A 22,195-nucleotide genomic window follows, 5' to 3' on the forward strand; every position below is an offset into this window, starting at 1 on the left:
GCGGAGGGATCGGACAGCATATCAAATTTTGAAAATCTGGATCGTGCGCTGCAGTTTCAGCACCGTCTGCTGCATTTGCTCGGCTTCGTCGACAACCGATTGCACCGCGGCCATCTGTTCGTTCATGGACGCGGACACCTGCTCGGTGCCGGCAGCCGACTGCTGGGTGATGGCGGAGATATTCTGGATCGAAGCCGCGATCTTGCGCGCGCTCTCCAGCATGGCGCCGCTTTCACGGGTAAAGGCTTCCATCTGTTCGGAGATGAACTCCACGCTCTTCACAATCTCGTTGAAGATTTCGTTGGACTGGCGGATCAATTCGTTCTGGTCGCGGACGATGCTCTCGTTCACCTTCATGTTGGCGATCGCGTTCTTGATTCCCTGTTCAATGCCGCGGACGAGGGTGAACACTTCCTTCGTCGACGCGCCGGCTTCTTCGGCGAGCTTGCGCACTTCTTGCGCGACGACGGCGAACCCGCGGCCGTGCTCGCCGGCGCGCGCCGCCTCGATCGAAGCGTTCAGGGAGAGCAGGTTCGTCTGATCCGCGATTTCCGAGATGGAGCGGGTAATCTTCGAAATGCCGTCCGCATGTTTCGCCAGTTCTTCGATCGTGCGGGAAACGGCTTCGGTCGCTTCCACATTGCGGCGCATGCCCTCGGTCTGATTCTCCACGGCCTGGCGGCCCTGACGGACCAGTTCCAGCGTATGGGCGGACCGTTCATTCATTTGCCGGGTCGAATCCGCGTAGTTGGCCACCTTGCTTTCAATCTCGCTGATCGACTCGCTCATCTGCGAGACGTCCTCCGAAATCTGGTTCGCGCCGGTGGCCAGTTCGCCCGCCGAAATGGTCACCTGCTCCATGACGGTTTTCAGTTGCTGGTTGCGTTCATAAATCGTGCGGCTTGCATCGGAAACAAGCCTCGTGATCGACGACGTCTCGCGCAAAATGTCGCGCAGCCGTTCGACCATGCTGTTGAAGGCCTGGGCGATGCTGGAAGTACCCGTGTCATCGTCGCCCGCAAGCCGGACGGTAAAATCGCCTTTCGCGATCTGGTATGCGGCCGTGCGCATCTCGTCCATCGAATTTGTAAGCGTTCTCTCAAATAGGGTTGCAAGAGGATAGACAGCGGCGCATAGTACAACGATCAGCAAAAGGGGCAGCAAAATTCCCTGGCCGCCGACCAGCGCTGCAACCAGCATGGCAAGAGAGAATGCTGCTGCAACCGCATAGCAGGCTATTAGGCATTTCGTCCGTATGGATTGCTTCATTAACCAGCTCATATTGCATTGCTCCCTTACTTGTGGAATTATGCCATATTATAACACCGAAGCCGAACCAGGTCTATCATTGTCGATTAATTTCATGGCAGGGACTATTGGTATGGGCAATCATTTTCAATATTGTCGCATAGTGTAAATTGTTGTATAATCTAGGCTGTAATCCCTATGGAAGGGTTATCATTACAAGGAAGAAAGGAGGACAATGATGAGATTGGAGGATATGCCCCTCGCCAGGCAGATCGACCATGTGTTCCGCCAGCTGGAGCCGGAGTTGACTGACGCGGTGGCGGGAACGGTAACGATCCAGATCCGCAACAACATGATCGGAAAATACGGCGTCCGCCATCATCCGATCGAGTGCATCAACGGCCGTTTCCTCGAGAACGAACGGGGACTCACGGTTCAGCAGGTGAACGAATTCCGGAGGATGGCCGTCGAATCGCTCCGGATGAAACGGAACTGGACCCACGGCGAGATCCTGTTCGATTTTGCCGTGCGGCGGAATCGGGAATGGACGGCGAGCGTCCAGTACGAGTCGAATTACAACACGGCGAACTGGATGTTCCGCTATCAGCCGAAGCCGTCGGAATCCTCGAATCAATTGGCTTAGACTGCAAGGCAGGAAGGGGCAGCTTTCGCATAAACAAAGAACGGGGTTTCCGCTGACGGATCGCCTGTCCGCGGGGAACCCCGTTCCATCTTTCGTTTCCGGATTATCTTGCGAATCGGCCGGCAAGTTGTTCTTCCGCGATTTGCACCAGCCGGCGGGTGATATAACCGCCGATTGCCCCGGTATCGCGCGTCGCCATGTAGCCGTAATACCCGTCCTGCGGGATCTGGATGCCGAGTTCTTGGGCAACTTCATATTTCAGCTGCTCAAGCGCGGCGCTTGCCTGCGGCACGACAAGCGTGTTGCTGCTCCGTTTGTTGGAAGGCATGTTGTTCACCTCCTTGGGCGGTCTTAGTATGGCTGCCCTGGGAGGAAATATACATAACCGGCACTTCTGTACTATCCGTCAGTTATCGGCCTGCCCCTTCAACTTATAGCTGTGTTCGCGCTTGCGCTCGCGTTCCGCCTGCTCTTCCGCCAGCATTTTGTCGATGTCGCTTTTGAGCCGATAGGAGCATTTTGCGCACAGGTGACCTGTCCGGGAAGGACCGCCGCACAGATCGCAGACGTCCGTCAGATTCGGGTGGGCGGCCAGGCTGATCTTCTTCTGCCGAATCCATTCCCGTACCTGCTTGATCGGAACTCCGGTTGCTTCCGCCGTCTGCTCGGTCGTCGCATGGCGGTTCTTCATCAGATACCGGTCGACCGCTTCGAACCGGCGGTCGTGAATTTCGGCACATTCATTGCACAGGTTCCGCAGGTTGACCTGAAACACTTTGCCGCACATCGCACAGTGGGCCACTTTCAACTCGGCCAATGTGATCCCGTCCCTCCGACAACTAGTCCTGCAGCCCTCATGCTATCACAGATCTGCCAAAGATGGAACGTGAAGGTCGAAATTTGTGCCTGCGGCCATCGCCGGCAGCCGCCTTGACTTTCGCATTGCAGCGGGTATAATGTTGCCAACGGCCATGACGGGAAAGAGTACGCCATGAACTGTCGATTGCAGAGAGCCGGTGGAGGGTGCAAACCGGCATCGCGGCTGGCGGAATGGGTCCCTGAGCCGGAAATCGGAAAGCGGCCGGATGCCGCCCATGGTTTCCCGGTTGCTCCCCGTTACGGAGCTGTGAGGCTTCGCCGTCGCTTGTCCGGCATGCGGCGTCGAAGCGAATAAGGGTGGCACCACGGTCCCTCGTCCCTTGCGGCGGGGGATTTTTATATTCAGGTCAAGGGGGAGATACGCATGGCAAGGGTGCTGTCGGGCATCCAGCCGAGCGGTCAGCTCACGCTCGGGAACTACATCGGCGCAATCCAGAACTTCGTGAAGCTGCAGGATGAGCACGAATGCTTCTATATGGTGGTCGACCTGCACGCAGTCACCTTGCCGCAGGACCCGGCCGCGCTGCGCGAGCAGACGGAATCGGTGGCGGCGCTGTACCTTGCGGCGGGCGTCGATCCGTCGCGTTCGTCGATTTTCATCCAGTCGCACGTGCCGGCGCACGCCGAGCTTGGCTGGCTCATGACGACGCTCGCGTATATGGGCGAGCTCGAGCGGATGACCCAGTTCAAAGAGAAGGCGGCCGGCAGGGAATCCGTGCCCGCCGGGCTGTTCGTCTATCCGACGCTGATGGCCGCGGATATTCTCGTGTACAACGCCGATCTGGTTCCGGTGGGGGACGACCAGAAGCAGCATCTGGAGCTGACCCGCGACCTGGCGGATCGGTTCAACGGGCGCTACGGGGAAACGTTCAAGTTGCCCGAGCCGTACATGCCGAAGGTCGGCGCGCGCATCATGTCGCTCGATGACGCGTCGAAGAAGATGAGCAAGAGCAATCCGAATCCGAACAGCTACATTGCGCTGCTCGACGAGCCGGACGTCGTCCGGAAGAAAATTTCACGCGCGGTTACCGACTCCGGCCGGGAAGTGAAATACGATCCCGCGAACAAGCCGGAAGTGAGCAACCTGATCAGCATCTTTGCGCATTGCGCCGGGCTGACGGTGGAAGAAGTCGAACGGCGGTTCGAAGGGCAGGGCTACGGTCCGTTCAAGAAAGAGCTGGCGGAATGCGTCGTGGCGGTGCTGGAGCCGCTGCAGGCGCGGTATCGGGAAATCCGCGGCTCCGGGGAGCTCGGCCGCGTGCTGAAGGAAGGCGCGGAACGGGCGGCGGAAATCGCGAACCGGACGGTCGCGCTGGCCAAAGAGCGGATGGGATTTCTGCCGCCGCGCTGACCGGATCGCCGGATGAAAAGGGCGGCGGCCGGCGGATCTCCGCCGGCCGCTCCGTCATTTGCGCTTGAGCGCTTTCGCCCGATAGATGAATCCGGCTCCGATGACGACGAACGTCAGGATGAAGAACAGGGCGGCCAACCACCCGTTGTGGCTGATGGCGACGCCCGTCGCCAGCATCAGAACGACGGCGGCGACAGCGAACAAGAGGGAAGCGGTTTTGGACATCTTCGTCTCTCCTTGGGCGGATTCGGGACTTGTGCATGGTCAAGCATAAGAAAACGGATGAGGTGCATAATAAGCTTGCAAGCTTGCATCAACACTACAGCTCAAGGGACGAAAGGAGACGACAACCATGGCAGGCCAAAACCGGAACAGCAACACGCTGGTCGTTCCGCAAGCCAGAGCGGCGCTGGAGCAAATCAAGTACGAAGCGGCTCAAGAGCTGGGCGTACAAATTCCACAAGACGGCTACTACGGCAACATGGCGACGCGTGACGCCGGTTCGCTCGGTGGCTACATCACGAAGCGCCTCGTACAGATCGCTGAACAACAATTGGCGGGCTCCCGTCAATTCTGAAGCATATGAAGCTGCAGAAGCCCGGATGAATCCGGGCTTCTTGCCGTCTCCTCCGCCGGTTGCTATGCTTACCATTGTACCGGGTTCGTCCCGCGGATTCAACTTGATCGGCGGATGGAGGGGAGTCAATGTATCGTTGTTTCGCGGAGTACCGGATTGCGGAGGAGAACCGTGAGCGTTATTTGGCCCTGATGGCATCCCTCAAGGCCTCGCATCCGGAGATGTATTTATATGAAGGAACGGATCAACCCGGCCTGTTCGTGGAGGTCTGGGAAGCCGGCACGAAGGAAGAAGCGGACGGCATCCGGGAGATGAGGCTGTCAGGCGATTCCCCCTGGTCTGCCGTGTCCCGTCTTGCTTCCGGCAATGTTCACGCCTGGGTGTTCAGATCCGTATAGTCCGTTTCTGTTTCGCGCGTCGTATTGAACGGTGTCTGCTGCGTGACGATGCCGCCCTGGAACGGGTATTCGTAGTTGATCGGCTCCTGGAACGTAATGTAGTCGAGGTTGACCATCAGCAGCAGGTACCGGGTGCCCGTCGACGGATCGCTCAGGATGATATGGTCGCGCCCGGCCGCCTCGACGATGCCGCGGAACACTTTCGCGTTCCATTGGCTGTTGTTCTCGAACGTCATGTACACGGTCGCCAATTTGCCGCGGTTGAGCCGGAGAATGTTCTCGACGTAGGACTCTTCCTGCGGGACCGTGACGATGTTGCCGCCCGTCGGCGTAATGCCGGCTCCGCTCGGCACGCCCGGAATGCCGCTTGCGGTCATGAACGGCGAAACGCCGGTCGTGTCGCTCGGCATGCCCGGAATGCCGCTTGCGGTCATGAACGGCGAAATGCCGGTCGTGTCGGTTGCAAAGGGCATCGCGGCATCGGGATAACCGGTCGGCCACCAGCCGGACGGGGACTGCACACTCGGCATGCCGGAAACGTAAGGCGTGCCGAAGTGGTACGCGTCATACGATTGAATGGACATGTTGGCTTTGTTTCCTCCTTCTTTCATTTAGTAGACGCCGGGACAATCGCTGACTGACGGCGCATAGAAGCAGTGACTTTTGAACCGTCCGCTGTGCGCCTGATTCCACCAGGATGCAGGACACTGATCCGTCGGACGGAAGAACCAGAGCGCGTTCGTCGCGGGATGCTGACGTTCGCCGTTTACGGCGCGTCTCGCAAGCCGGATCTCCTTGTCGCGCGCTCTCTGGTAGAAATAGCCTTTCGTCGTCGCTTCAAATCCGCCCGGGCGCTGGTAGACCATCTGCGGAATCGTGCGGATATTCCGAAAGTCCAGGCAGTTGCCCCGGACGCGGTTCACCCCGACATTGCCGACCATCAGCATGCCGAGCTCGCCTTCTCCTTCGGCTTCCGCGCGCATCAGACGTGCCAGCAACTTGATGTCCTCGGAGTTGGCTTTGATGACGGCCATCCGGTTCATCATCACTTCCTTCCACGGCATATCGTGCCTTCGCATGGGCGAATGCTGCATTATCCTATGGCGGCAAAAGCCCAAGTGTTCCGCCCGTTCCCGTGAAAGTGTCAAATTGTTGAACCCGCAGGCGCGATGATTGTCAACAGCCAAGCATTTACGGTATGATAGGTAACGATTCCATGGGCCGGGAGCGTCAGGCCGCTCCAATATCGGCGCCTGAATTCGGGAGGCCCGACGTGCTGAAAGACCTGCTTAATCTGACGAAACCCGGGATCATTCGACTCAACCTGATCGCCGTATTCGGCGGTTTCTGGGTCGCATCGAAGTGGGATATCGACTGGCTGCTTCTCGTCTGGACGCTGCTCGGCACGACGCTGACGATCGCGTCGTCCTGCGTCCTCAACAACTATCTCGACCGCGATTGGGACATCAAGATGGAGCGCACGCGGAACCGGCCGCTGCCGTCCGGACGCCTGTCGCCGGCATTCGTGCTCGCTTTCGGCATCGCGCTCGGCGCCCTGGGCATCTCGATATTGTTCTTCCTGGTCGATCCGCTGTGCGGCTGGCTCGGTCTTCTCGGCATGTTCGTCTATATCGTTGTCTATACGCTCTGGCTCAAGCGCCATTCGACCTGGAGCACATCGGTCGGCGGCGTATCGGGTGCCATGCCGCCCGTGATCGGGTATTGCGCCGTGACGGAGCAGATCGACGCGGGCGCATGGCTGCTGTTCGCGCTTCTGTTCCTGTGGCAGCCGCCGCATTTCTGGTCGCTGGGCATCCGCCGCGTCGAGGAATACCGGGCGGCCGGTTTCCCGCTGCTGCCCGTCGTCAAGGGCGTCCGGCGGACGAAATGGCAGATGATCCCGTATGTCGTGCTGCTCATTCCGGCCGGCGTCCTGCTGTATGCGTTCGGGTACGCGGGGATCATTTTCCTCATCGTATCCGTGGTGTTCGGCGCGGTCTGGTGCTGGCATACGATCGCCGGTGTGCGCGCCCGGGACGACACCGCGTGGGCGAAACAGAATTTCATGTTGTCGGTGAACTACCTCATGGTCGTCTTCCTGGTCATGGTCGTCAATACGCAGGGCGACGGCGCCTGGCTGCCGTAATGATGCGAGAAGGGAGCGGTTTCCGTGGCTTTCGTCAATCGTTACAAATTCCCGTTGGCCGTCAGCGTGCTCGTATTGCTGATGGCAGGCTATTTGCTGTACACTTACGGACCCTGGAAGAAGGAAGAACTTCCGGTTATACTGGAAGTGCCGGATTTCACGCTGACGGATCTTGACGGAGAGCCGCTTTCCTTCTCCGAATCGGAAGGCAAGATCCGGCTCGTCTATTTCTTCTTCGCATCTTGTCCGGACGTCTGTCCGATCACGACGCGGGTCATGTCCTTCGTGCAGACCGAACTGCAGGAGCGGGGGCTCTTCGGGGACAAGGTGGAATTTCACTGGATCTCGATCGACCCGTACCGCGACACGCAGGAAGTGCTTGAGCAGTACGCCGACGGGTTCAAGGCGGATCGGTCGGGCTGGCATTTCCTGAGGGGAGAAGCGGAGGAAATCGTCAAGATCGCGAAGGGATTCAACCTTGGCGTGATCAACCCCGACCCCGACAATCTGGTGCATTCCGACATCATTTCGCTGGTGGATGAGCAGGGCCGGCTGCGCAGCTACATCCGCGGCGGCGGCGACGAGACGCTGACGCCCGAGAAAGTGCTGGAAGAGATCGACAAGTTGCTCTGATTTCCCTCTGATCCGACCGCAGAAGCCGGCTGCGCCTTTCCGCGCCGGCCGCCATGAATGGGGAAGATGACATCATGTCCATCCTGCTGCATATTTTGACAAACAACGTCATCCCGCTGTCCGCGATGATTGCCGTAGGCGTCGTCATGCAGCGGGCTTTTTCATTGGATATCCGGACGTTGTCCAAGCTGAATTTCTATGTCTTCTCGCCCGCGATCATGTTCCGCCTGCTCTATGACACGGAGATCTCGGCATCGATGTTCGGCAAGATCGTGCTGTTCGGGCTGCTGTTCATGGCGATCCAGTATGTCCTTGCCGATCTCGTCTGCCGGGCGCGGGGAGCGTCCGGCGGACGGCGGGCGGCGATGCGCAACAGCGTCATGTTCTACAACAGTGCGAACTACGGCATTCCGCTCAACCAGCTGGTGTTCGCCGGCAATCCGTACACGCTGTCCGTCCAGGTGCTCATTTCGATGCTGCAGAGCCTGATTCCGAATACATACGGCGTGTACGCGGTCAATGCGCACAAGGCGAATCTGCGCGAGATCGGGCGCGTCGTCCTGTCCCTGCCGATCATCTACGTCATCCCGCTTGCCTTGCTGATGCGCGCCTTCGAGGTGCCGATCCCGCCGGCCCTGGAGGCGCCGATCGGCTATCTGGCGAATGCGTTCATCGGCACGGCGCTGCTGACGCTCGGCGTGCAGCTCGGCAGCATGTCCTGGCGGATCGAACGCGCCATGGCCGTCGATGTCGGCTTGTCCGCGCTGCTGCGACTGGCCGTCGGACCGGTGCTCGCGTGGGGGCTCACGCTGCTGATGGGCTTCGACGGGCTGACGGCCGCAGCGCTCATCGTCTCGTCCGCCGTGCCGACATCGCTCAGCAGCGTGCTGCTGGCGGTCGAGTTCGACAATGAGAAGGAATTCGCCTCCCAGGCCGTCTTCTTCTCGACGCTGCTCAGCGTCATCTCCGTCACGATCGTCATCGCGCTGGTCATGTAGCGTAGAAGCGACCTTATCGGCCGTTTCCGCGCTGCAGCCGTTCCGCCGCGATCGAACGGGCTTCCATGATGAGCTCCTTCGTCTTTTCTACGTTATCTCCGGCGGGATTCAGGATGCATACAAAATATTGCTGCGCATAATGGGGATGCGGCATAAACACGTTCAGCTCCGTATAGTCGACGGCATCCGTCCGCTTGCCGGCCGTGATCTGTTCGAAAGTGGCTCGGCTCCAGTACGGTCCGGCGCTGTTCAAGGAGCGCGATGACTTCATTGCGGGGCAGCCATTCCATGAAGGCGACGCCGGCGGAAAATTGCAGAATGTCCGGGCTGACAAGCGCTGCTTCAAGCAGCCGGAAGAACTCCGCTTTGCCCTGCTTCGTGACCGAGTACTCCTTGCGGGACGGACCGAGTTTCGCGCCGGCCCCGGATGCCGCGGTTTCGATCATCCCCTGCGATTCCAATTTGTCAAGCGCGTGATCGATCGACCCGGGCTTGACGTTGGTCCAGGTGTCAACCCGCCAAGTCGTCATGTCCTTCCCCACACCCCGGCGATCATCATGAACGAGCCGATGGGATGATATATCTCGGTCGACTCCCCGAGGATGAGCGCGCCGGCTGCAATGGATACGACCGTCGACAGGTTGGTGAACACGCCGGCTTTCGCCGCTTGCATTTGGAACAGCGCATAGTTCGCCGTAAACGCCGAGACCAGCGAGGACAGGATGCTGAGGTAGAGCACGGACACGATGAGACGGATATCGCCGAGCGGCGCAAGCAGTTCGTTCCACGTACCGTCAGAAGCATGTTGAACCCTGACACGGCGAGGAAAAATATGCAGCCGATGCCAAGCATCCACCAAGTCGGTTCCATGGGGCGGAACGATTTCAACAGCGAACGGGCCAGTACGCTGTATCCGGCGAACGCGGCGCACGATCCCGTCAGCAGCAGGAAGACGACGCCGGCTACGGACAAGCTGATGGAAATCCAATGCAATCCGCTCGCCGATTCCTTCAGGAAGACCGAAGCCAGAATCAGGATGAGCACCGGCGTAAAGGCGTTCAGCATGCCGGCTTCGGCCGAAGCGGCATGCTGAAGTCCGTACGTCTGAAACAGGAAAAAGCCGAGCGGGTACATGGTTGCGAGCAGCAGCAGCCTGTGCAGCGGTCTGCCTCGCACGTTCAATCGGATCTAGCCGAGCAGGGCCGGCAGCGACAGAACGGCGAACGACACGGAAAATCGCCAGGCCAGGATGTCCATTGGGGCGGCGGATTCCAGCGCGATTTTGACGAACAGGAACGAGAACCCGATGATGACGGCGCAATGAGAGATTTTGCCGACTGTATTGGTACAGTTGCTTCGTCTGTGCAGCTAAGCCGCAAGCACGAGGAGGATGGACGGCGTGAAGAAATATGCGCAAATCCTTGCCGATATGGAGCACAAAATCGCGAGCGGTCACTACCGCGCGGGGCAACGGGTACCTTCCGTCCGGGAGGCGGCGCAACGGTACGGGGTAAGTCCCGGCACCATCGTGAAGGCCTATGCCGAACTGGAGATGCGGCACGCCATTTATTCCATCCCCCCAGAGCGGCTACTACGTCTTCGATCAGGCCGGCGGCGGAACTCGCGGCGAGGAGCATGGCGTGATGGATTTCTCGTCGTCCTCACCGGATCCCGGCCTGTTTCCTCACCAGGATTTCCATCATTGTCTGAACAAAGCGTTCGAGATCAACAGCCGGCAGCTGTTCACCTGCGGGGATTTGGCGGTGACGGACAATCTCAAACGGACGCTTGTAACCCGTCTGGCCGACAGCCAGTTGTTCGCCAAGGCGGAGCTCATCATGCTGACCACGGGCATCCAGCATGCGCCTGGCATACTGGCGCTTATGCCGTTCCCGAACGGCAGGACGGAAATATTGGTGGAACAACCGAGTTATAATCTTTTCCTGAGGTTTCTCGAAGCGGAGAGACTGCCGGTTTCCTGGATTATGCGTACGTCCGGGGGGATCAATCTGGACGAACTGGAGTACGTGGTGGAGGATGACTACATGGCCGACCTGGGGGAAGTCAAAAGGTTCGAGCCGATCTACGCGCTTGACCGGACTTCCCATGTTGTCTGTCTGAAAAGTTTCTCCAAGATCATCTTTCCCGGTCTGCGGCTCGGTGCGGCTGTCCTCCCGGAATTGCTGGTCGACACGTTCCGCCAATACAGCCGGTTCGCCGAAACGTCCGTGTTGTCCCAGGCGGTGCTTGACGTGTATATCAAGAATGGCATGGATGCGCGACATTGCCGCAGCATGTACAAGCATTACGCCGCCCGGAATCAGCGTTTGCACAAGGCGCTGCGGAAGCATGATCCCGAACATTGGATCGAGGCACAGTCGGCCGAGGAAGGGATTCGGGCAATAGTCGAAGAAGTTGGACATGCCGCAGCAAGATCAGGAAGATGATGCGGCTAGAAACTTCACGGATCATGCTGCAGCAGCCGGGCGAGCTCATCATCCTCCGGACGGATGATGTAGTCTTCCAGTCCGGCTTTTTCCAATTGCTGAATGAGGTATTCGTCCGGCGTGCTCTCGACGCCGGGATACCCTTTGCGCGTGTAAATGTGTTCGGCGTCGGGAAAAGCGTCCCGCAAGATGCCGCGGATGCGTCTTCCCGAAGCGTCGTTGTCCGTGAAAATATACAGCTCCCGGTCGCCGACCTTCCGCACCAGCTGGTCGATCTGATGCGGCCCCGGCGTTCCGAAGGTGCACAGGATGTCGACTTCGCCGGCAAGCAGCCGCCGCAGCCGGGCTTTATCGTTTTTTCCTTCCACGATGATGACAATCTCCATGCAGCATCCCCTGCATCGTTCTGCTGCCATCCATTGTATCAATTTCCTGGGAAATGTCGAATTCGGCATCAGCCGATGCGTCCGGAAGCGGTGTGCAGGCGCCGAGGCCCGGCAAACGGGAGCAGGGCCACGCCGGTCATCAGCACCAGGAATGCGATGAAATAAGGGGAAATCGCGTCGCGGACATACCCGGCCGTGAGCGGACCGAGAAAAGCGCCGACGGAATAGGCGATGGACAGCACGGAGAACGTGCGGCCGTATTTCGCGCTGCCCGTCAGTTCGATAAGCAGCGTGGTCAGCGCGGGATAGATGATGCCCTTTGCCATGCCGATGATGAACAGCAGCGCGGTTAGCGGGACAAGGTCGCCGACGGCGGCGGTGAAATAGGAAAGCGCCAGAATGAGCGCGCCCGCCAGCGTCCGCCGGAACGAGGAATACCGGTTCAGGAACATCATGCTGAGCGTCACGAGGGAGCCGAGGCTGAGGACGGAGAACAGCAGGCCGGTCTGCATGATGCTGTGGTCGTGCATCGCGAGCAGCGGAAGTTCGAACGACAGGATGCCTTGCGCGCAGGACATCGCGATCGGCAGCACATAGACAAGCCAGGGCAGCGGCAGATCGTCGTCTGCGGCGACGGGCTGCGGCGTACCGGGCAGCAGCGCGCCGGCCTCCTTCGCCTTCGCCGGGAGCGCCGCAGCCGGATGGGCGGCCGCGCCATGTGCGCCCGGCGCGCCGGCATGGGGCGGGCCGGCCGTTCCGCCCGCCGCTGCGGTCGGGCGGATGTCGCGGATGAACAGGAGCGCGCACACCGCGGTGCCGATCAGCAGCCAGCCCAGCGCGAAGAAGGACAGCTCGAATCCGAGGCGGGCGACGAGCAGCGCGCCGGCGGCCGGGGAAACGACGGAGGCGAGCGTGTGAACGAGCCCGTTCCCGGCCATCAGTTTGCCCTGCAGGATGCGGTCGGCGCTGATCCGGGCGAGCAGCGCCATGCAGGCCGGCGACAGGAAGGCGAGGACGAAGCCGCTGATCGAGCGCAGCAACAGCAGGTGCCACGGGTCTTCCACCCGGGACTGAAGCAGCAGAATAATGCCTGCCGCCAACAGGCTCAGGACGATGAAAACGCGGCTGCCGAACCGGTCGACGCTCCATCCCGCGATCACGTTGCCGGGCAGATGGGTGATCGAATAGAGCCCCATCATCAGGCCGATGAAAGACGGAGCGGCACCGAGCGATACGGCGAACGGGGTCAGAATCGGATACTGCGCGTGCAGGTCGAAGATGGCGATGAACGAGAACAGATAAAGCCAGAAGGCGGTTCTCATGCGGTCACGCTCCGTTTCTTGCGTGTTGCGGGGTTCCTTCTGATCATACGCCCGGGCCGGACGAGTTATGTCTGTTTGTCCGGTAGCGCCGGGGACCGTAACGTGGGATGCACGCTACCGGAGGCGGGGAAGGGGTATGCCTGAGGCTGTGTCATGCGTGTTGCAGCGGGCCGAGAGGCTGTGCTCACGGGGCTGTTGCCTGTCCGGCCCCCCATCCGCTGGCGTGGACGCCCGGCAGCGCCTGCGTTATAATTGAGATCGGGCTGTCAATGAACGGCAGATACTAATCCTGCACCGTCTGCAACGGCACGGAATGCCGTTAACGGACCGATTGCCGTACCCGTTCAAGCATTAACGGCACAGAATGCCGTTATTTCACGCCGTTGGACGTACACTGCGGTCCTCCAACGCGTGCAACGGCACGTAGTGCCGTTATTGGGCTGGCTGCTATACTCTGGCAAGGTTTAACGGCACGGAATGCCGTTAATACACACCGTCTGACGTGTGCCGTTCAACAGGGACTGCAATCCGGAATCTTCGCGCGATCAATTTCCATAAACCATCATCCGTTTTCCATCGTCAGCTACATAATAAAGGGGGTACCGCGATGCTGGGCGAACTGTTCCAGGCCGATCTGGAGACATGGAAACAATTTCTGACCGATCGCTGGTATGTGCTGGTCATCGCGCTCATCGCACTGCTGATCGTCATCAAGATCGTCAAAACCGTCGTGAAATGGCTGCTTGTCGCCGTCATCGTGATCGGCGTGCTGCTGTACAGCGGATATTCGCTTGAAGATTTGCGCGTCGACAAGCTGAAAGAGCTTGGAGAGCAGATCACCGAGCAGGCCGCCGCGGCGCTGAAGCGTGAAGCGCTCGAAGCCATGGCGGGAGAAGCTTCGGACGCGGTCTACACGGCAAGCGAAGACGGCACGTTCACGGTGCAGACCTCAAGCCTCGTCATCAAAGGCAAGATTGGAGAAGACGAGGTGACGGTGACATATCACGGCGCGCCGCTCGGCCGATGGAAAGTGGACGAAACGATCTCGTCGCTCATCGACCAGGCGAAAGCCGCGGGCTGATCCGCGGCGGGGCGAAAGGGCGTGATGCGGGTGCATGCATCCGATTTTGCGGAGCCTGTCGCGGTTGCCGTTGCCATCATCATCGCCGTATCGCTCTGGCAAGGCATGAAACGAGGTGCGCCGGGTTCCGCGAAGCACCTCTTGTTGTTCTTGTGGGAGACGGTCTGCACGATCGCGTCGCTGGCGCTCGCCGTCCGGTTCGCGACGGCTTTCGGCCCGGTTGTCGAATCGCGTCTCATGGACGCGGATCTCAGGCCGCCCGCCGGTGAAATGGACAACTGGTCTTTGGCTTGGCACACGTTCATCACGGGTGTCAGGGATTTCTCGCTGCTTCGTTTCGGGCTGTTGTTCCTGATCGGCTATCTGGTCATCCGCCTGCTGCTGCGGCTGCTCGCCGCGGCCGCGCTGACGCTCGTCGCCGGCGCAGGCTCAAAAGCCGGCGCATTGCGGATGCGCGCCCCTGCAGCCGCCCCCGGCGGCGCGCTGAGCCGCGCGGCAGGCGCCGCGCTCGGCTTCGTGCACGGCGGCGGACGGGCGCTCGTGCTGATGGCGGCGCTGTTCGTCTATGTGTCGCTGCTGCCGAACGCGCCGCTCGCCGCCCGGATCGAATCGTCCCCGCTCTACCGGGAAGCGTCGGATCGTCTGCTCGAGCCGGTGGCGGGCGGCGTGATGGCGGAGCAGGGGCCGGTGCTGTCGCGGGCCGTCGAAGCGGAATTCCGGCGGATTCTGCAGCGCCGGTACGAGATCATCGACCGTGACGTGCCGGACGACATCCGGGAAGCCGCGCTCCGCATTACCGCGGGAGCGAAGGATGACGAAGCGAAGGCGCGCGCCCTGTACGACTGGGTCGGGACGCGCATCGCCTATGACTGGGACAAAGCGGACGCCTATACCGAGCGCGGCGAGTGGCGGGAACAGACGCCGGAAGACACGTTCCGCACGCGGCGCGGCGTCTGCATCGACATCGCGCGCCTCTACGCCGTCATGGCGCGCAGCGCCGGCCTGGAAGCGCGGGTCGTCACCGGGCTCGGCGCGGACGGCCGCGGCGGTTTCGGGCCGCATGCCTGGAATGAAGTGCGGGCGGGCGAGCAATGGATACCGCTCGACGCCACCTGGGCAACGTCCGGCGACTGGTTCAATCCGCCGGATTTCGACCGTACCCATGTGCGGGAGACGTGACGGGAAGCGGAAATAACGGATGCGTGCGGCGGAATATTTTTGATCAGACGATGCGGAAAAGGGGGATGCGGTCGTGGCGAACGAACAACGGACGGAAGAAGAACAGCGAAGGCTGATCGCAAATCGGCGGCATTTCTCGTTCCGGCTCAATCTTTTCTTCTTCAGCACGTTCGTCCTGTTCAGCGTGCTCATCGTGCAGCTTGCGATTCTGCAGTTCGTGCGCGGACCGGAGCTGCGCGCCGAGCGGACGAGCAGCGGCAGCCGTACCGTGCAGATTCCGCCGATCCGCGGCAACATCTATGATGCGACCGGCCAGCCGATCGCGTACTCGGTGTCGACGCAGTCGCTGTATTTCACGATGGACCGTTCGATCAAGGAAGCCGAGGCGCGCAAGATCGCAGAAGAGCTGAACGAAGTGTTCACGCAATACGGCGATCCGAACGAAGCGATCACGATCGAGCAGATCATCGAGCGGATGGACATCAACTTCCGGCAGAACAACATGTACACGCCGCGCCTGATCAAATACAACCTGACGAAGCAGGAAATCGCGTACTTCTCGGAAAACAGCGCGAAATTTCCGAACATCAGCATCGTGGAAGACACGATCCGCCATTATGACGACGACACGGTGGCGGTGCAGCTCGTCGGCTACCTGAAAAACTTCGACTCGGCCGTCACATCCGCCGCGACGAAAGATTTCTACGAGCAGAAGAGACAGTCGACCGATCCGACGCTCCGCTATTTGAATGACGAGGACGTCGGCATGGACGGGCTCGAGCTGATGTATCAGGATGTGCTCAGGGGCCGGAACGGGGTCAAAACGTATCCGGTGAACAGCCACGGCGAGATCATTGGTGAACCGGTCATCACGAAGCCGGAGAAGGGCAGCGACCTGCATCTGACGATTCATCGCGATGTGCAGCTCGCGACGGAGAAGGCCATCCTGGATCATATCGAGTATCTGCGAAACGCGCCGAAGTCGAGCGGCGACCGGGCGGAGTACGCCCGCGCCGGCTACGCGGTCGCGATCGAGGTCGACACCGGCAAGGTGATCGCGATGGCGAGCATGCCGGACTACGACCCGAACGTCTGGAAAGGCGGTCAGATCAGCCCGTCCAACTACGAAGCAACGAAGACATTCCACAAGAACGGCGCGATCTCCCAGGCTTATCAGGACTGGGGTTCGCAGGAGGAAGCGAACAAGCACCCGTCCTCGCTCGTGCCGCTCGGTTCGACGCAGAAGCCGCTGACCGTGCTCATCGGGCTGGCGGAAGGGCTCATTACGCCGAAGACGACCTACAACGACACCGGCGTGTTCCAGTTCGGCCGCGAAGGGTACCGCGTCTCGATCCGCAACGCCGAGAAACGGGCATTCGGGCGGCTGACGCCATCGAAGGCGATCGAGAAGTCGTCGAACACGTTCATGGCGGAAATGATCGGCAATGCGCTGTACCGGCGCGACGGGCGCAAAGGCGTCGAGATCTGGGACAATTGGGTGAAGCAGTTCGGTCTCGGCGTGCTGACCGAGAGCGGATTGCCGGGCGAGTCCAAGGGCGTTATCGACTATTTCCACGAGGCGGAGAACGGCAGCCCGCAGTCGGCGCTGATTTACGCTTCTTTCGGCCAGCAGGGACGCTACACGACGCTGCAGCTCGCCCAATATGCGGCGACGCTGGCGAACCGCGGCAAGCGGCTGAAGCCGCAGTTCGTGGAGCGGATCGTCGACGCCGACGGCCGGACGGTCGAGACGTTCCAGCCGGTCGTGCTGAACACGATCGATCTGCCGGACGAGTATTGGGATGTCATCATCAGCGGCATGAAATCGAACGTGCGGGGATTCGAAGGGTTCCCGTACGACTTCCGGCGCAAGACCGGGACCTCCGAGCAGCAGACGAGCGTCGGCATCATCGAGAACGCGGTGTTCATCGCGTTCGCCCCGGCCGACAAGCCGAAGCTGGCGGTCGCCGTCGTCGTGCCCGAAGGCGGATACGGCGGCCGGGGGGCCGCGCCGATCGCGCGGAAAATTTTCGACGCATACGATCATTACATCGGCTTGACCGGCGCGCCGAAGAAGAACACCCTTGTGACGCAGCAGTCCGATGCGGACGAAGGCCATGCGGACGGCAGCACGACATTGGATGAGACGCCGGCCGACCCGGATGGCACGCAGACGAATGCAGCCCGGCGGAGCGGCTCGCAGAGCGGCAAGCGGTCGGGCGGGAACGGCGGCGCGTCGCAAGGCGCAAGCGCAGGCGCGGGCGCGGGCGGCAACGCCGGCGCGAACGACACCGGTGCGGCGGCCGGCACGGGCTCGCAGGGAGCTGCCGGTGATGGAGGCGCAGCGGTTCCGGCTGACGCGTACGCCGGCGGCACAAACGGCGCCGGCGGTGCAAGCGGCACCGCGGGCACAGGCGGCACGGGAGCCGCTGCGGGCGGCGAATCGCAGGGCGGCGCCTCCGGCGATACCGGCGACACGGCCGGCCGAACCGGCGGAAGCACCGCGGACACGCTGCCGGCGGCGCCTCCCGAGCGCCGGGAGGAGCCGGCCGATTCCGGCGGCGGGACCGGCAGCGGAACGTACAACGCCGGAACGGGCAACGGCGGGACCGGCCAGGGCGGGGACGGCCCGGCGAACGCGGCGGGTCCGCAGGATGAAGGCTGACCTATGAATTAGGCGGGGGTCCGCGCATGAAGAAGATGCTGCTCCTCTATCTGGTGATCATCGGCGCTTATGTGCTGTATGCCCTGAACTTTTTCTACGGGAAAAGCCAGTCGGCCGGGGCCGGCGATTCCGCCGCCCTGGTCGGCAGCCTGGACGAGAAGTATGTGATGGTGACGTTCCAGTCCGGCATCGACTACTGGAAAAGCGTCATCAAAGGATTCGAAGACGCTGCGCAGGTGCTGGGTGTCTCGGTGGAGTACCGGGGCTCGACGCAATATGACGTGCGGGAGCAGGTGACCGTGCTGGAACAGGTGATCGCCCAGAAGCCGGCCGGCATCGCCCTTACCGTCATGAATCCGGAAGCGCTTACACCGTCGATTGACAAGGCGGTCGATGCCGGCATACCGGTCGTCCTGTTCGATTCCGGGGCGCCGGACAGCAAAGCCTATTCCCTGCTGGCCACGGACAATTACAACGCGGGCGTGACGGCCGCCCGGACAATGGCCCGGCTGATCGGCGGCAAAGGAGAGGTCGGCGTCGTAACCCTTCCCAACCAGCTCAACCATCAGGAGCGGACGAACGGCTTCCGCGACACGATCCGGTCCGAATATCCGGAGATGACGATCGTCGCCGTCGAGGACGGCAAAGGGGACCGCATCGTATCGCGGGACGCGGCGATCGCCATTCTCGATCAGTATCCGGACGTGAAGGGCATCTTCAACACCGACGCGGTCGGCGGGGTCGGCGTCGCGGACGCGGTCCGGCTGAGGCAGCGGCAGAATCAGGTGAAGATCGTCGCCTTCGACACCGACAAGGTGACGCTGGATATGGTGCGCCAGGGCGAGATCGACGCGACGCTGGCCCAGGGCACGTGGAACATGGGGTACTGGTCGCTGCTGTACCTGTTCCACCTCCACCACGGGCTGGTTACGCCGGACAGCGGGCAGACGGCGGACGCCTCCCCGCTTCCCGTCTATGTGGACACGGGGATTTCCGTCGTGACCCGGGAGAATGTCGACCATTATTACGTGAAATGACGGACGCCAGGGCGGCAGGTGGGAAGCGTGCGCAAATGGCTGGAAATCAACGACTGGCCGATCCGCTACAAGCTGATCGCCCATTTTCTGCTCATCGGCATCCTGCCGGCGGTCTGCCTCGGGCTGCTCATTCACTATTCAGTGGACCGCGTGCTGGAGCGGCAGACTACGGCAAACACGCTGCAGTTGATCGGCAAAGTGAACCGTTCCCTGGAGCATTATGCCGCAAGTCTCCAGAACATCACCTACATCGCCTCCGGCAATCCGGATGTGCGCCGTTTTCTGGACGGCACGGAAGGACAGGAAGCGAAGGTGAGCGACCGTTACGAGATCCGGCATTTCCTGCAGACGATCAGCACGCTGTACACGGAAGTCGCCGGCATCCTCATCGTAAACAGCGACGGCGAATCGATCAGCAACGAGCTGTACGCCAAAGAAGGCCACCGCCTGACCCTGGAGACGTGGTATGAAGAAGCGGTGAAGCGGGACGGCATTTTCACGATTGTCGGGCGTCCCGAGGGCCGGCATGTGACCAGCCACGTCAATTACCGGGACGACGAGGTGATATCGGTCGCCCGTGCGGTGCTCGACCCCGACTCCCAGCGCGTGCTCGGCGTCGTCCTCATCGACCTGAAACTGCGCGTGATCGCGGAAGAACTCAAAAATGTGCGCCTCGGCCGCAACGGCTACCTCATGGTCATCGACGACGAAGGAGACCCCGTCTATGTGCCGGCCAACCTCCCGGCCGTCGGCGTCTCGCCGGACTGGTTCACGGGTACGTCCGGGTCGCTCTTCCGGGACACGGAAGCCGGAAGGATCCAATTCATCTATGTCAAATCGCCGTTCACCGGCTGGACGACCATCGGGGTGTTCCCGGTGCGCGAATCGATCCACGAGATGCGGGAAATCCAGTTTTACATCGTCAGCTTCGTGTTTCTCGTCTGCCTGTTCGGGATTACGGCCTCGTATTATCTGTCCCGCACGATTTCCCGGCCCATCGGACAGCTCATCTCCTTCATGCACAAGGCGGAGTCGGGCGATCTGCTCACCCGCTTCATCAGCGAGCGGCATGACGAGATCGGCATGCTGGGCCGCAGTTTCAACCGGATGCTGTACCGGATCAACCGGCTCATCACGCTCATGGAGCACAAGGAACGGCAGAAGCGGGAAGCGGAGCTGCGCAGCCTGCAGGCGCATATCCGGCCGCATTTCCTGTACAACACGCTGGACACGATCCAGTGGATGGCGCGCAGCCAGGGAGCGGAGGCCGCGGCGGAAGTGGCGGAATCGCTCGCCAGACTGTTCCGGATCGGACTCAGCGGAGGCAAGGACCGGATTCCGCTGGCGGAAGAATTCGAGCATCTGGAGAGCTACCTGAAAATCCAGAAGGTCCGTTACCGGGACAAGCTGAATTACGCGATCCGCATGGAACCCGGTCTCGACCGGCATACGGTGCTGAAACTGATCCTGCAGCCGATCGTCGAAAACGCCATCTACCACGGCATCAAGGAGCGGCGGGGACCCGGCACCATTGAAGTGGACGCTTTTGTCCGGGACGGCGAGCTCATCCTGCGGGTCAAAGACGACGGCGCGGGGATGGACGAAGGCCGGCTCGCCGAAGTGCGGCAGGCGCTGGACCGGGTCGGCCGCGATCTTGATCCCGAGGAGCTGATGGCTGAAGCGGAGACCGCGGCGGCGGGCGGATCGATGGACAAGAACCGGGGTTTCGGATTAATCAATGTGCATGAACGGCTGAAGCTGACGTTCGGCGGCAGGTACGGCCTTACGATCGACAGCGTGCGGGGGGAAGGCACGACGGTGACCGTCGTCCATCCCGCGCTGCTGCCCGCGGCGCCGGACGACAGCCGGGAGGAGGTTCGGCCATGAAACGGCCTTGGAAGGTGCTGATCGCCGACGACGAGGCGATCATCCGGGAAGGCATCCGCGACGCGGTGGATTGGGAAGCGCTCGGGATGGAAGTGTGCGCGGAGGCGGAAGACGGGGAAGAGGCGCTCATGCTGGCGGAAGAGCGGGGGGCCGACGTCATGCTCGTCGACCTGAACATGCCGATCATGCACGGCCTGGAGCTCATCCGCCTGATCCGGGAGCGGCTCCCGTCGTGCCTGGTCGTCATCATTACCGGCCATGACGAGTTCGAATACGCCCGGGAAGCCATCCGGCTCGGCGTCCAGGAATATGTGCTCAAGCCGACCAACCCGGGGGAACTGACGCAGATCATGACGCGCGTGCGGGACCGGCTGGAGCGGGAGGCGAAACTGAGCGCCTACCTGGATGCGGCCGCCTTGCAAATCCGCAAGAACCTGCCCCTGCTCCGCGAGCGGTTCTGTCTGGAATGGATGGAAGGCGCGCTCAGCCGCGAAGAAATCGCGGAGCAGCTTCAGTTCCTGCAGCTTCCCGGCCATTCGCCCGAATCCGTCATGGCAATCCGCTGGCCGGAGCTCGACACGGGCCAGTCGCTGCGGAATGAGTCCGAACGCCAGCTGATGCTGTTCGCCATCGAGAACATGACCTCGGAACTGCTCGGGGAGACCGGGCATCTGATCTTCCGGGACGCCGCCGGCCTCATTCTGGTCGTGATCTGGGACGACGTGCCGCCGGAGCTGGCCAGTAAGATCGAGCAGGCGGTGCAGCACTATTTGAAATTGACCGTCCAGGTCCATCTCGAACCGGCGGGGCAGGATATCGTCGACGTCGGCGCGGCGCTCAGGCGCGCACGCTCCGCCGTCAGCCGGGAAGCCCGCCTGTCGCCGATCGTCCGGCGCGCCCGGGCGCTGATCCGGCAGCGGTATGCCGATCCGGAGTTGTCCCTGGAAGCGGCGGCCGCCGAGCTGCATGTGTCCCCCGTTTACCTCAGCCGCATCCTGAAACAGGAACTCGGTGCGTCGTTCGTCAGCCTCGTGACGATGATGCGCATGGAGAAGGCGACCCGCCTGCTGACCGGAACCGACCTGGCGATTCACGAGATCGCCGAAAGCGTCGGCTATGTCAGCCAGCATTACTTCAGCACCGCGTTCAAAAAAATGTTCGGCGTCTCCCCCAACCAATACCGGAAAGGCGAGACGGAAGCCGACGATGCGGACGGCGGCTGAGGCGGCGCATTCCGTACGTGAAGACTCCTTCGGGAGTTTTTTATTTTTTTCGAGCATTTTCTTTGTTGTTTTTTTGAAAAAACGGGTCGGATTAT

At 61.2% G+C, this 22,195-nt stretch carries 24 protein-coding genes, 2 pseudogenes and 1 other annotated feature; of the genes and pseudogenes, 15 read left to right on the plus strand and 11 right to left on the minus strand.

Features of this window, described 5'->3' with window-relative positions; translation table 11 throughout:
* Positions 1-21: 21 nt before the first annotated feature.
* The gene (locus THECO_RS04010) at positions 22-1,281 is read right to left on the minus strand and encodes a methyl-accepting chemotaxis protein (protein ID WP_015253790.1); all 1,260 of its coding nucleotides are present in this window, start codon (positions 1,279-1,281) and stop codon (positions 22-24) included.
* A 205-nt stretch (positions 1,282-1,486) separates the two neighbouring features.
* Here THECO_RS04010 and THECO_RS04015 point away from each other — a divergent pair, with 205 nt between their 5' ends.
* The gene (locus tag THECO_RS04015) at positions 1,487-1,891 is read left to right on the plus strand and encodes a hypothetical protein (protein WP_015253791.1); all 405 of its coding nucleotides are present in this window, start codon (positions 1,487-1,489) and stop codon (positions 1,889-1,891) included.
* A gap of 103 nt (positions 1,892-1,994) precedes the next feature.
* Here the strand turns inward: THECO_RS04015 and THECO_RS04020 are convergent, their stop codons facing one another.
* Both THECO_RS04020 and THECO_RS04025 read right to left on the minus strand, forming a co-directional pair.
* Positions 1,995-2,219 (minus strand): alpha/beta-type small acid-soluble spore protein, encoded by a 225-nt coding sequence (locus tag THECO_RS04020; RefSeq protein ID WP_015253792.1) that lies wholly within the window; start codon positions 2,217-2,219, stop codon positions 1,995-1,997.
* 78 nt (positions 2,220-2,297) lie between these two features.
* Positions 2,298-2,708: a hypothetical protein gene (locus THECO_RS04025; protein WP_015253793.1), complete on the minus strand. Its 411-nt coding sequence runs from the start codon at positions 2,706-2,708 to the stop codon at positions 2,298-2,300.
* A gap of 145 nt (positions 2,709-2,853) precedes the next feature.
* Positions 2,854-3,094: a binding site (T-box leader), on the plus strand.
* Positions 3,095-3,134: 40 nt separating this feature from the next.
* On the opposite strand from THECO_RS04025, the gene trpS reads away from it, so the two are divergent.
* Positions 3,135-4,121 carry a tryptophan--tRNA ligase gene (trpS, locus tag THECO_RS04030; protein WP_015253794.1) on the plus strand — a complete coding sequence of 329 codons (987 nt, stop codon included), beginning with the start codon at positions 3,135-3,137 and terminating at the stop codon, positions 4,119-4,121.
* A gap of 54 nt (positions 4,122-4,175) precedes the next feature.
* On the opposite strand, the gene THECO_RS21945 is transcribed toward trpS, so the two are convergent.
* Positions 4,176-4,346 carry a DUF5325 family protein gene (locus THECO_RS21945; protein WP_015253795.1) on the minus strand — a complete coding sequence of 57 codons (171 nt, stop codon included), beginning with the start codon at positions 4,344-4,346 and terminating at the stop codon, positions 4,176-4,178.
* A 127-nt stretch (positions 4,347-4,473) separates the two neighbouring features.
* Between THECO_RS21945 and THECO_RS04035 the strand changes: the two genes are divergently transcribed.
* On the plus strand, positions 4,474-4,698 hold the full coding sequence (locus tag THECO_RS04035; protein ID WP_015253796.1) for an alpha/beta-type small acid-soluble spore protein: 225 nt from the start codon (positions 4,474-4,476) through the stop codon (positions 4,696-4,698).
* A gap of 128 nt (positions 4,699-4,826) precedes the next feature.
* Positions 4,827-5,096, plus strand: a complete 270-nt coding sequence (locus tag THECO_RS04040) for a hypothetical protein (RefSeq protein ID WP_015253797.1) — start codon at positions 4,827-4,829, stop codon at positions 5,094-5,096.
* Here the strand turns inward: THECO_RS04040 and gerQ are convergent.
* Entirely contained in the window at positions 5,069-5,680 is a 612-nt protein-coding gene (gene gerQ / locus THECO_RS04045) for a spore coat protein GerQ (RefSeq protein WP_015253798.1), read from the minus strand. The genes THECO_RS04040 and gerQ overlap by 28 nt on opposite strands.
* A 27-nt stretch (positions 5,681-5,707) precedes the next feature.
* On the minus strand, positions 5,708-6,130 hold the full coding sequence (locus tag THECO_RS04050; RefSeq protein WP_041854149.1) for a cell wall hydrolase: 423 nt from the start codon (positions 6,128-6,130) through the stop codon (positions 5,708-5,710).
* A gap of 239 nt (positions 6,131-6,369) precedes the next feature.
* Here THECO_RS04050 and cyoE point away from each other — a divergent pair, with 239 nt between their 5' ends.
* From cyoE to THECO_RS04065, 3 genes are all read left to right on the plus strand, one after another.
* Positions 6,370-7,242, plus strand: coding sequence for a heme o synthase (gene cyoE, locus THECO_RS04055; RefSeq protein ID WP_015253800.1), 873 nt, complete (start codon positions 6,370-6,372; stop codon positions 7,240-7,242).
* A gap of 24 nt (positions 7,243-7,266) precedes the next feature.
* On the plus strand, positions 7,267-7,875 hold the full coding sequence (locus tag THECO_RS04060) for an SCO family protein (RefSeq protein ID WP_015253801.1): 609 nt from the start codon (positions 7,267-7,269) through the stop codon (positions 7,873-7,875).
* Positions 7,876-7,949: 74 nt separating this feature from the next.
* A complete protein-coding gene (locus THECO_RS04065; protein WP_015253802.1) occupies positions 7,950-8,873 on the plus strand; it encodes an AEC family transporter in 924 nt (307 codons plus the stop codon).
* A 13-nt stretch (positions 8,874-8,886) separates the two neighbouring features.
* Here THECO_RS04065 and THECO_RS22175 read toward each other — a convergent pair whose 3' ends face one another.
* From THECO_RS22175 to THECO_RS22185, 3 genes and pseudogenes are all read right to left on the minus strand, one after another.
* Entirely contained in the window at positions 8,887-9,144 is a 258-nt protein-coding gene (locus tag THECO_RS22175) for a DUF6194 family protein (protein WP_052835824.1), read from the minus strand.
* 255 nt (positions 9,145-9,399) lie between these two features.
* Positions 9,400-9,729 (minus strand): EamA family transporter, encoded by a 330-nt coding sequence (locus tag THECO_RS22180; protein ID WP_232427743.1) that lies wholly within the window; start codon positions 9,727-9,729, stop codon positions 9,400-9,402.
* A gap of 146 nt (positions 9,730-9,875) precedes the next feature.
* A pseudogene (locus tag THECO_RS22185) lies at positions 9,876-10,007 on the minus strand (EamA family transporter); the annotation flags it as partial.
* Between the two features lie 295 nt (positions 10,008-10,302).
* On the opposite strand from THECO_RS22185, the pseudogene THECO_RS22665 reads away from it, so the two are divergent.
* Positions 10,303-10,374: pseudogene (locus THECO_RS22665) on the plus strand (hypothetical protein); the annotation flags it as partial.
* Between the two features lie 37 nt (positions 10,375-10,411).
* Positions 10,412-11,320 carry an aminotransferase class I/II-fold pyridoxal phosphate-dependent enzyme gene (locus THECO_RS22190; RefSeq protein ID WP_232427744.1) on the plus strand — a complete coding sequence of 303 codons (909 nt, stop codon included), beginning with the start codon at positions 10,412-10,414 and terminating at the stop codon, positions 11,318-11,320.
* 14 nt (positions 11,321-11,334) lie between these two features.
* On the opposite strand, the gene THECO_RS04090 is transcribed toward THECO_RS22190, so the two are convergent.
* Complete coding sequence (locus tag THECO_RS04090) at positions 11,335-11,706, minus strand: toprim domain-containing protein (RefSeq protein ID WP_015253803.1); 372 nt, start codon at positions 11,704-11,706, stop codon at positions 11,335-11,337.
* Between the two features lie 68 nt (positions 11,707-11,774).
* Positions 11,775-13,028, minus strand: coding sequence for an MFS transporter (locus tag THECO_RS04095; protein WP_015253804.1), 1,254 nt, complete (start codon positions 13,026-13,028; stop codon positions 11,775-11,777).
* A 607-nt stretch (positions 13,029-13,635) separates the two neighbouring features.
* Between THECO_RS04095 and THECO_RS04100 the strand changes: the two genes are divergently transcribed.
* The 6 genes from THECO_RS04100 to THECO_RS04125 all read left to right on the plus strand — a co-directional run bounded on the left by THECO_RS04100 (position 13,636) and on the right by THECO_RS04125 (position 22,100).
* On the plus strand, positions 13,636-14,109 hold the full coding sequence (locus THECO_RS04100; RefSeq protein WP_015253805.1) for a hypothetical protein: 474 nt from the start codon (positions 13,636-13,638) through the stop codon (positions 14,107-14,109).
* A gap of 24 nt (positions 14,110-14,133) precedes the next feature.
* Entirely contained in the window at positions 14,134-15,288 is a 1,155-nt protein-coding gene (locus THECO_RS04105) for a transglutaminase domain-containing protein (protein ID WP_015253806.1), read from the plus strand.
* A 73-nt stretch (positions 15,289-15,361) separates the two neighbouring features.
* Positions 15,362-17,953: a peptidoglycan D,D-transpeptidase FtsI family protein gene (locus tag THECO_RS04110; protein WP_015253807.1), complete on the plus strand. Its 2,592-nt coding sequence runs from the start codon at positions 15,362-15,364 to the stop codon at positions 17,951-17,953.
* 26 nt (positions 17,954-17,979) lie between these two features.
* Positions 17,980-18,990 carry a substrate-binding domain-containing protein gene (locus tag THECO_RS04115; RefSeq protein WP_015253808.1) on the plus strand — a complete coding sequence of 337 codons (1,011 nt, stop codon included), beginning with the start codon at positions 17,980-17,982 and terminating at the stop codon, positions 18,988-18,990.
* 27 nt (positions 18,991-19,017) lie between these two features.
* On the plus strand, positions 19,018-20,877 hold the full coding sequence (locus tag THECO_RS04120; protein ID WP_015253809.1) for a cache domain-containing sensor histidine kinase: 1,860 nt from the start codon (positions 19,018-19,020) through the stop codon (positions 20,875-20,877).
* On the plus strand, positions 20,874-22,100 hold the full coding sequence (locus tag THECO_RS04125) for a response regulator (RefSeq protein ID WP_015253810.1): 1,227 nt from the start codon (positions 20,874-20,876) through the stop codon (positions 22,098-22,100). Before THECO_RS04120 ends, THECO_RS04125 begins: the two co-directional genes overlap by 4 nt.
* Positions 22,101-22,195 lie beyond the last annotated feature (95 nt).

This window comes from Thermobacillus composti KWC4, from assembly GCF_000227705.2.
Classification (GTDB): domain Bacteria; phylum Bacillota; class Bacilli; order Paenibacillales; family Paenibacillaceae; genus Thermobacillus; species Thermobacillus xylanilyticus.

Excerpts from the sequence above, each read along its gene's own strand:
- THECO_RS04010 (WP_015253790.1), bottom strand. The coding sequence starts at position 1,281 with ATGAGCTGGTTAATGAAGCAATCCATACGGACGAAATGCCTAATAGCC.
- THECO_RS04015 (WP_015253791.1), top strand. The coding sequence starts at position 1,487 with ATGAGATTGGAGGATATGCCCCTCGCCAGGCAGATCGACCATGTGTTC.
- THECO_RS04020 (WP_015253792.1), bottom strand. The coding sequence starts at position 2,219 with ATGCCTTCCAACAAACGGAGCAGCAACACGCTTGTCGTGCCGCAGGCA.
- trpS (WP_015253794.1), top strand. The coding sequence starts at position 3,135 with ATGGCAAGGGTGCTGTCGGGCATCCAGCCGAGCGGTCAGCTCACGCTC.
- THECO_RS21945 (WP_015253795.1), bottom strand. The coding sequence starts at position 4,346 with ATGTCCAAAACCGCTTCCCTCTTGTTCGCTGTCGCCGCCGTCGTTCTG.
- THECO_RS04035 (WP_015253796.1), top strand. The coding sequence starts at position 4,474 with ATGGCAGGCCAAAACCGGAACAGCAACACGCTGGTCGTTCCGCAAGCC.
- THECO_RS04040 (WP_015253797.1), top strand. The coding sequence starts at position 4,827 with ATGTATCGTTGTTTCGCGGAGTACCGGATTGCGGAGGAGAACCGTGAG.
- gerQ (WP_015253798.1), bottom strand. The coding sequence starts at position 5,680 with ATGTCCATTCAATCGTATGACGCGTACCACTTCGGCACGCCTTACGTT.
- THECO_RS04050 (WP_041854149.1), bottom strand. The coding sequence starts at position 6,130 with ATGGCCGTCATCAAAGCCAACTCCGAGGACATCAAGTTGCTGGCACGT.
- THECO_RS04065 (WP_015253802.1), top strand. The coding sequence starts at position 7,950 with ATGTCCATCCTGCTGCATATTTTGACAAACAACGTCATCCCGCTGTCC.
- THECO_RS22175 (WP_052835824.1), bottom strand. The coding sequence starts at position 9,144 with ATGAAGTCATCGCGCTCCTTGAACAGCGCCGGACCGTACTGGAGCCGA.
- THECO_RS22190 (WP_232427744.1), top strand. The coding sequence starts at position 10,412 with ATGCCGAACTGGAGATGCGGCACGCCATTTATTCCATCCCCCCAGAGC.
- THECO_RS04090 (WP_015253803.1), bottom strand. The coding sequence starts at position 11,706 with ATGGAGATTGTCATCATCGTGGAAGGAAAAAACGATAAAGCCCGGCTG.
- THECO_RS04095 (WP_015253804.1), bottom strand. The coding sequence starts at position 13,028 with ATGAGAACCGCCTTCTGGCTTTATCTGTTCTCGTTCATCGCCATCTTC.
- THECO_RS04100 (WP_015253805.1), top strand. The coding sequence starts at position 13,636 with ATGCTGGGCGAACTGTTCCAGGCCGATCTGGAGACATGGAAACAATTT.
- THECO_RS04105 (WP_015253806.1), top strand. The coding sequence starts at position 14,134 with ATGCGGGTGCATGCATCCGATTTTGCGGAGCCTGTCGCGGTTGCCGTT.
- THECO_RS04115 (WP_015253808.1), top strand. The coding sequence starts at position 17,980 with ATGAAGAAGATGCTGCTCCTCTATCTGGTGATCATCGGCGCTTATGTG.
- THECO_RS04125 (WP_015253810.1), top strand. The coding sequence starts at position 20,874 with ATGAAACGGCCTTGGAAGGTGCTGATCGCCGACGACGAGGCGATCATC.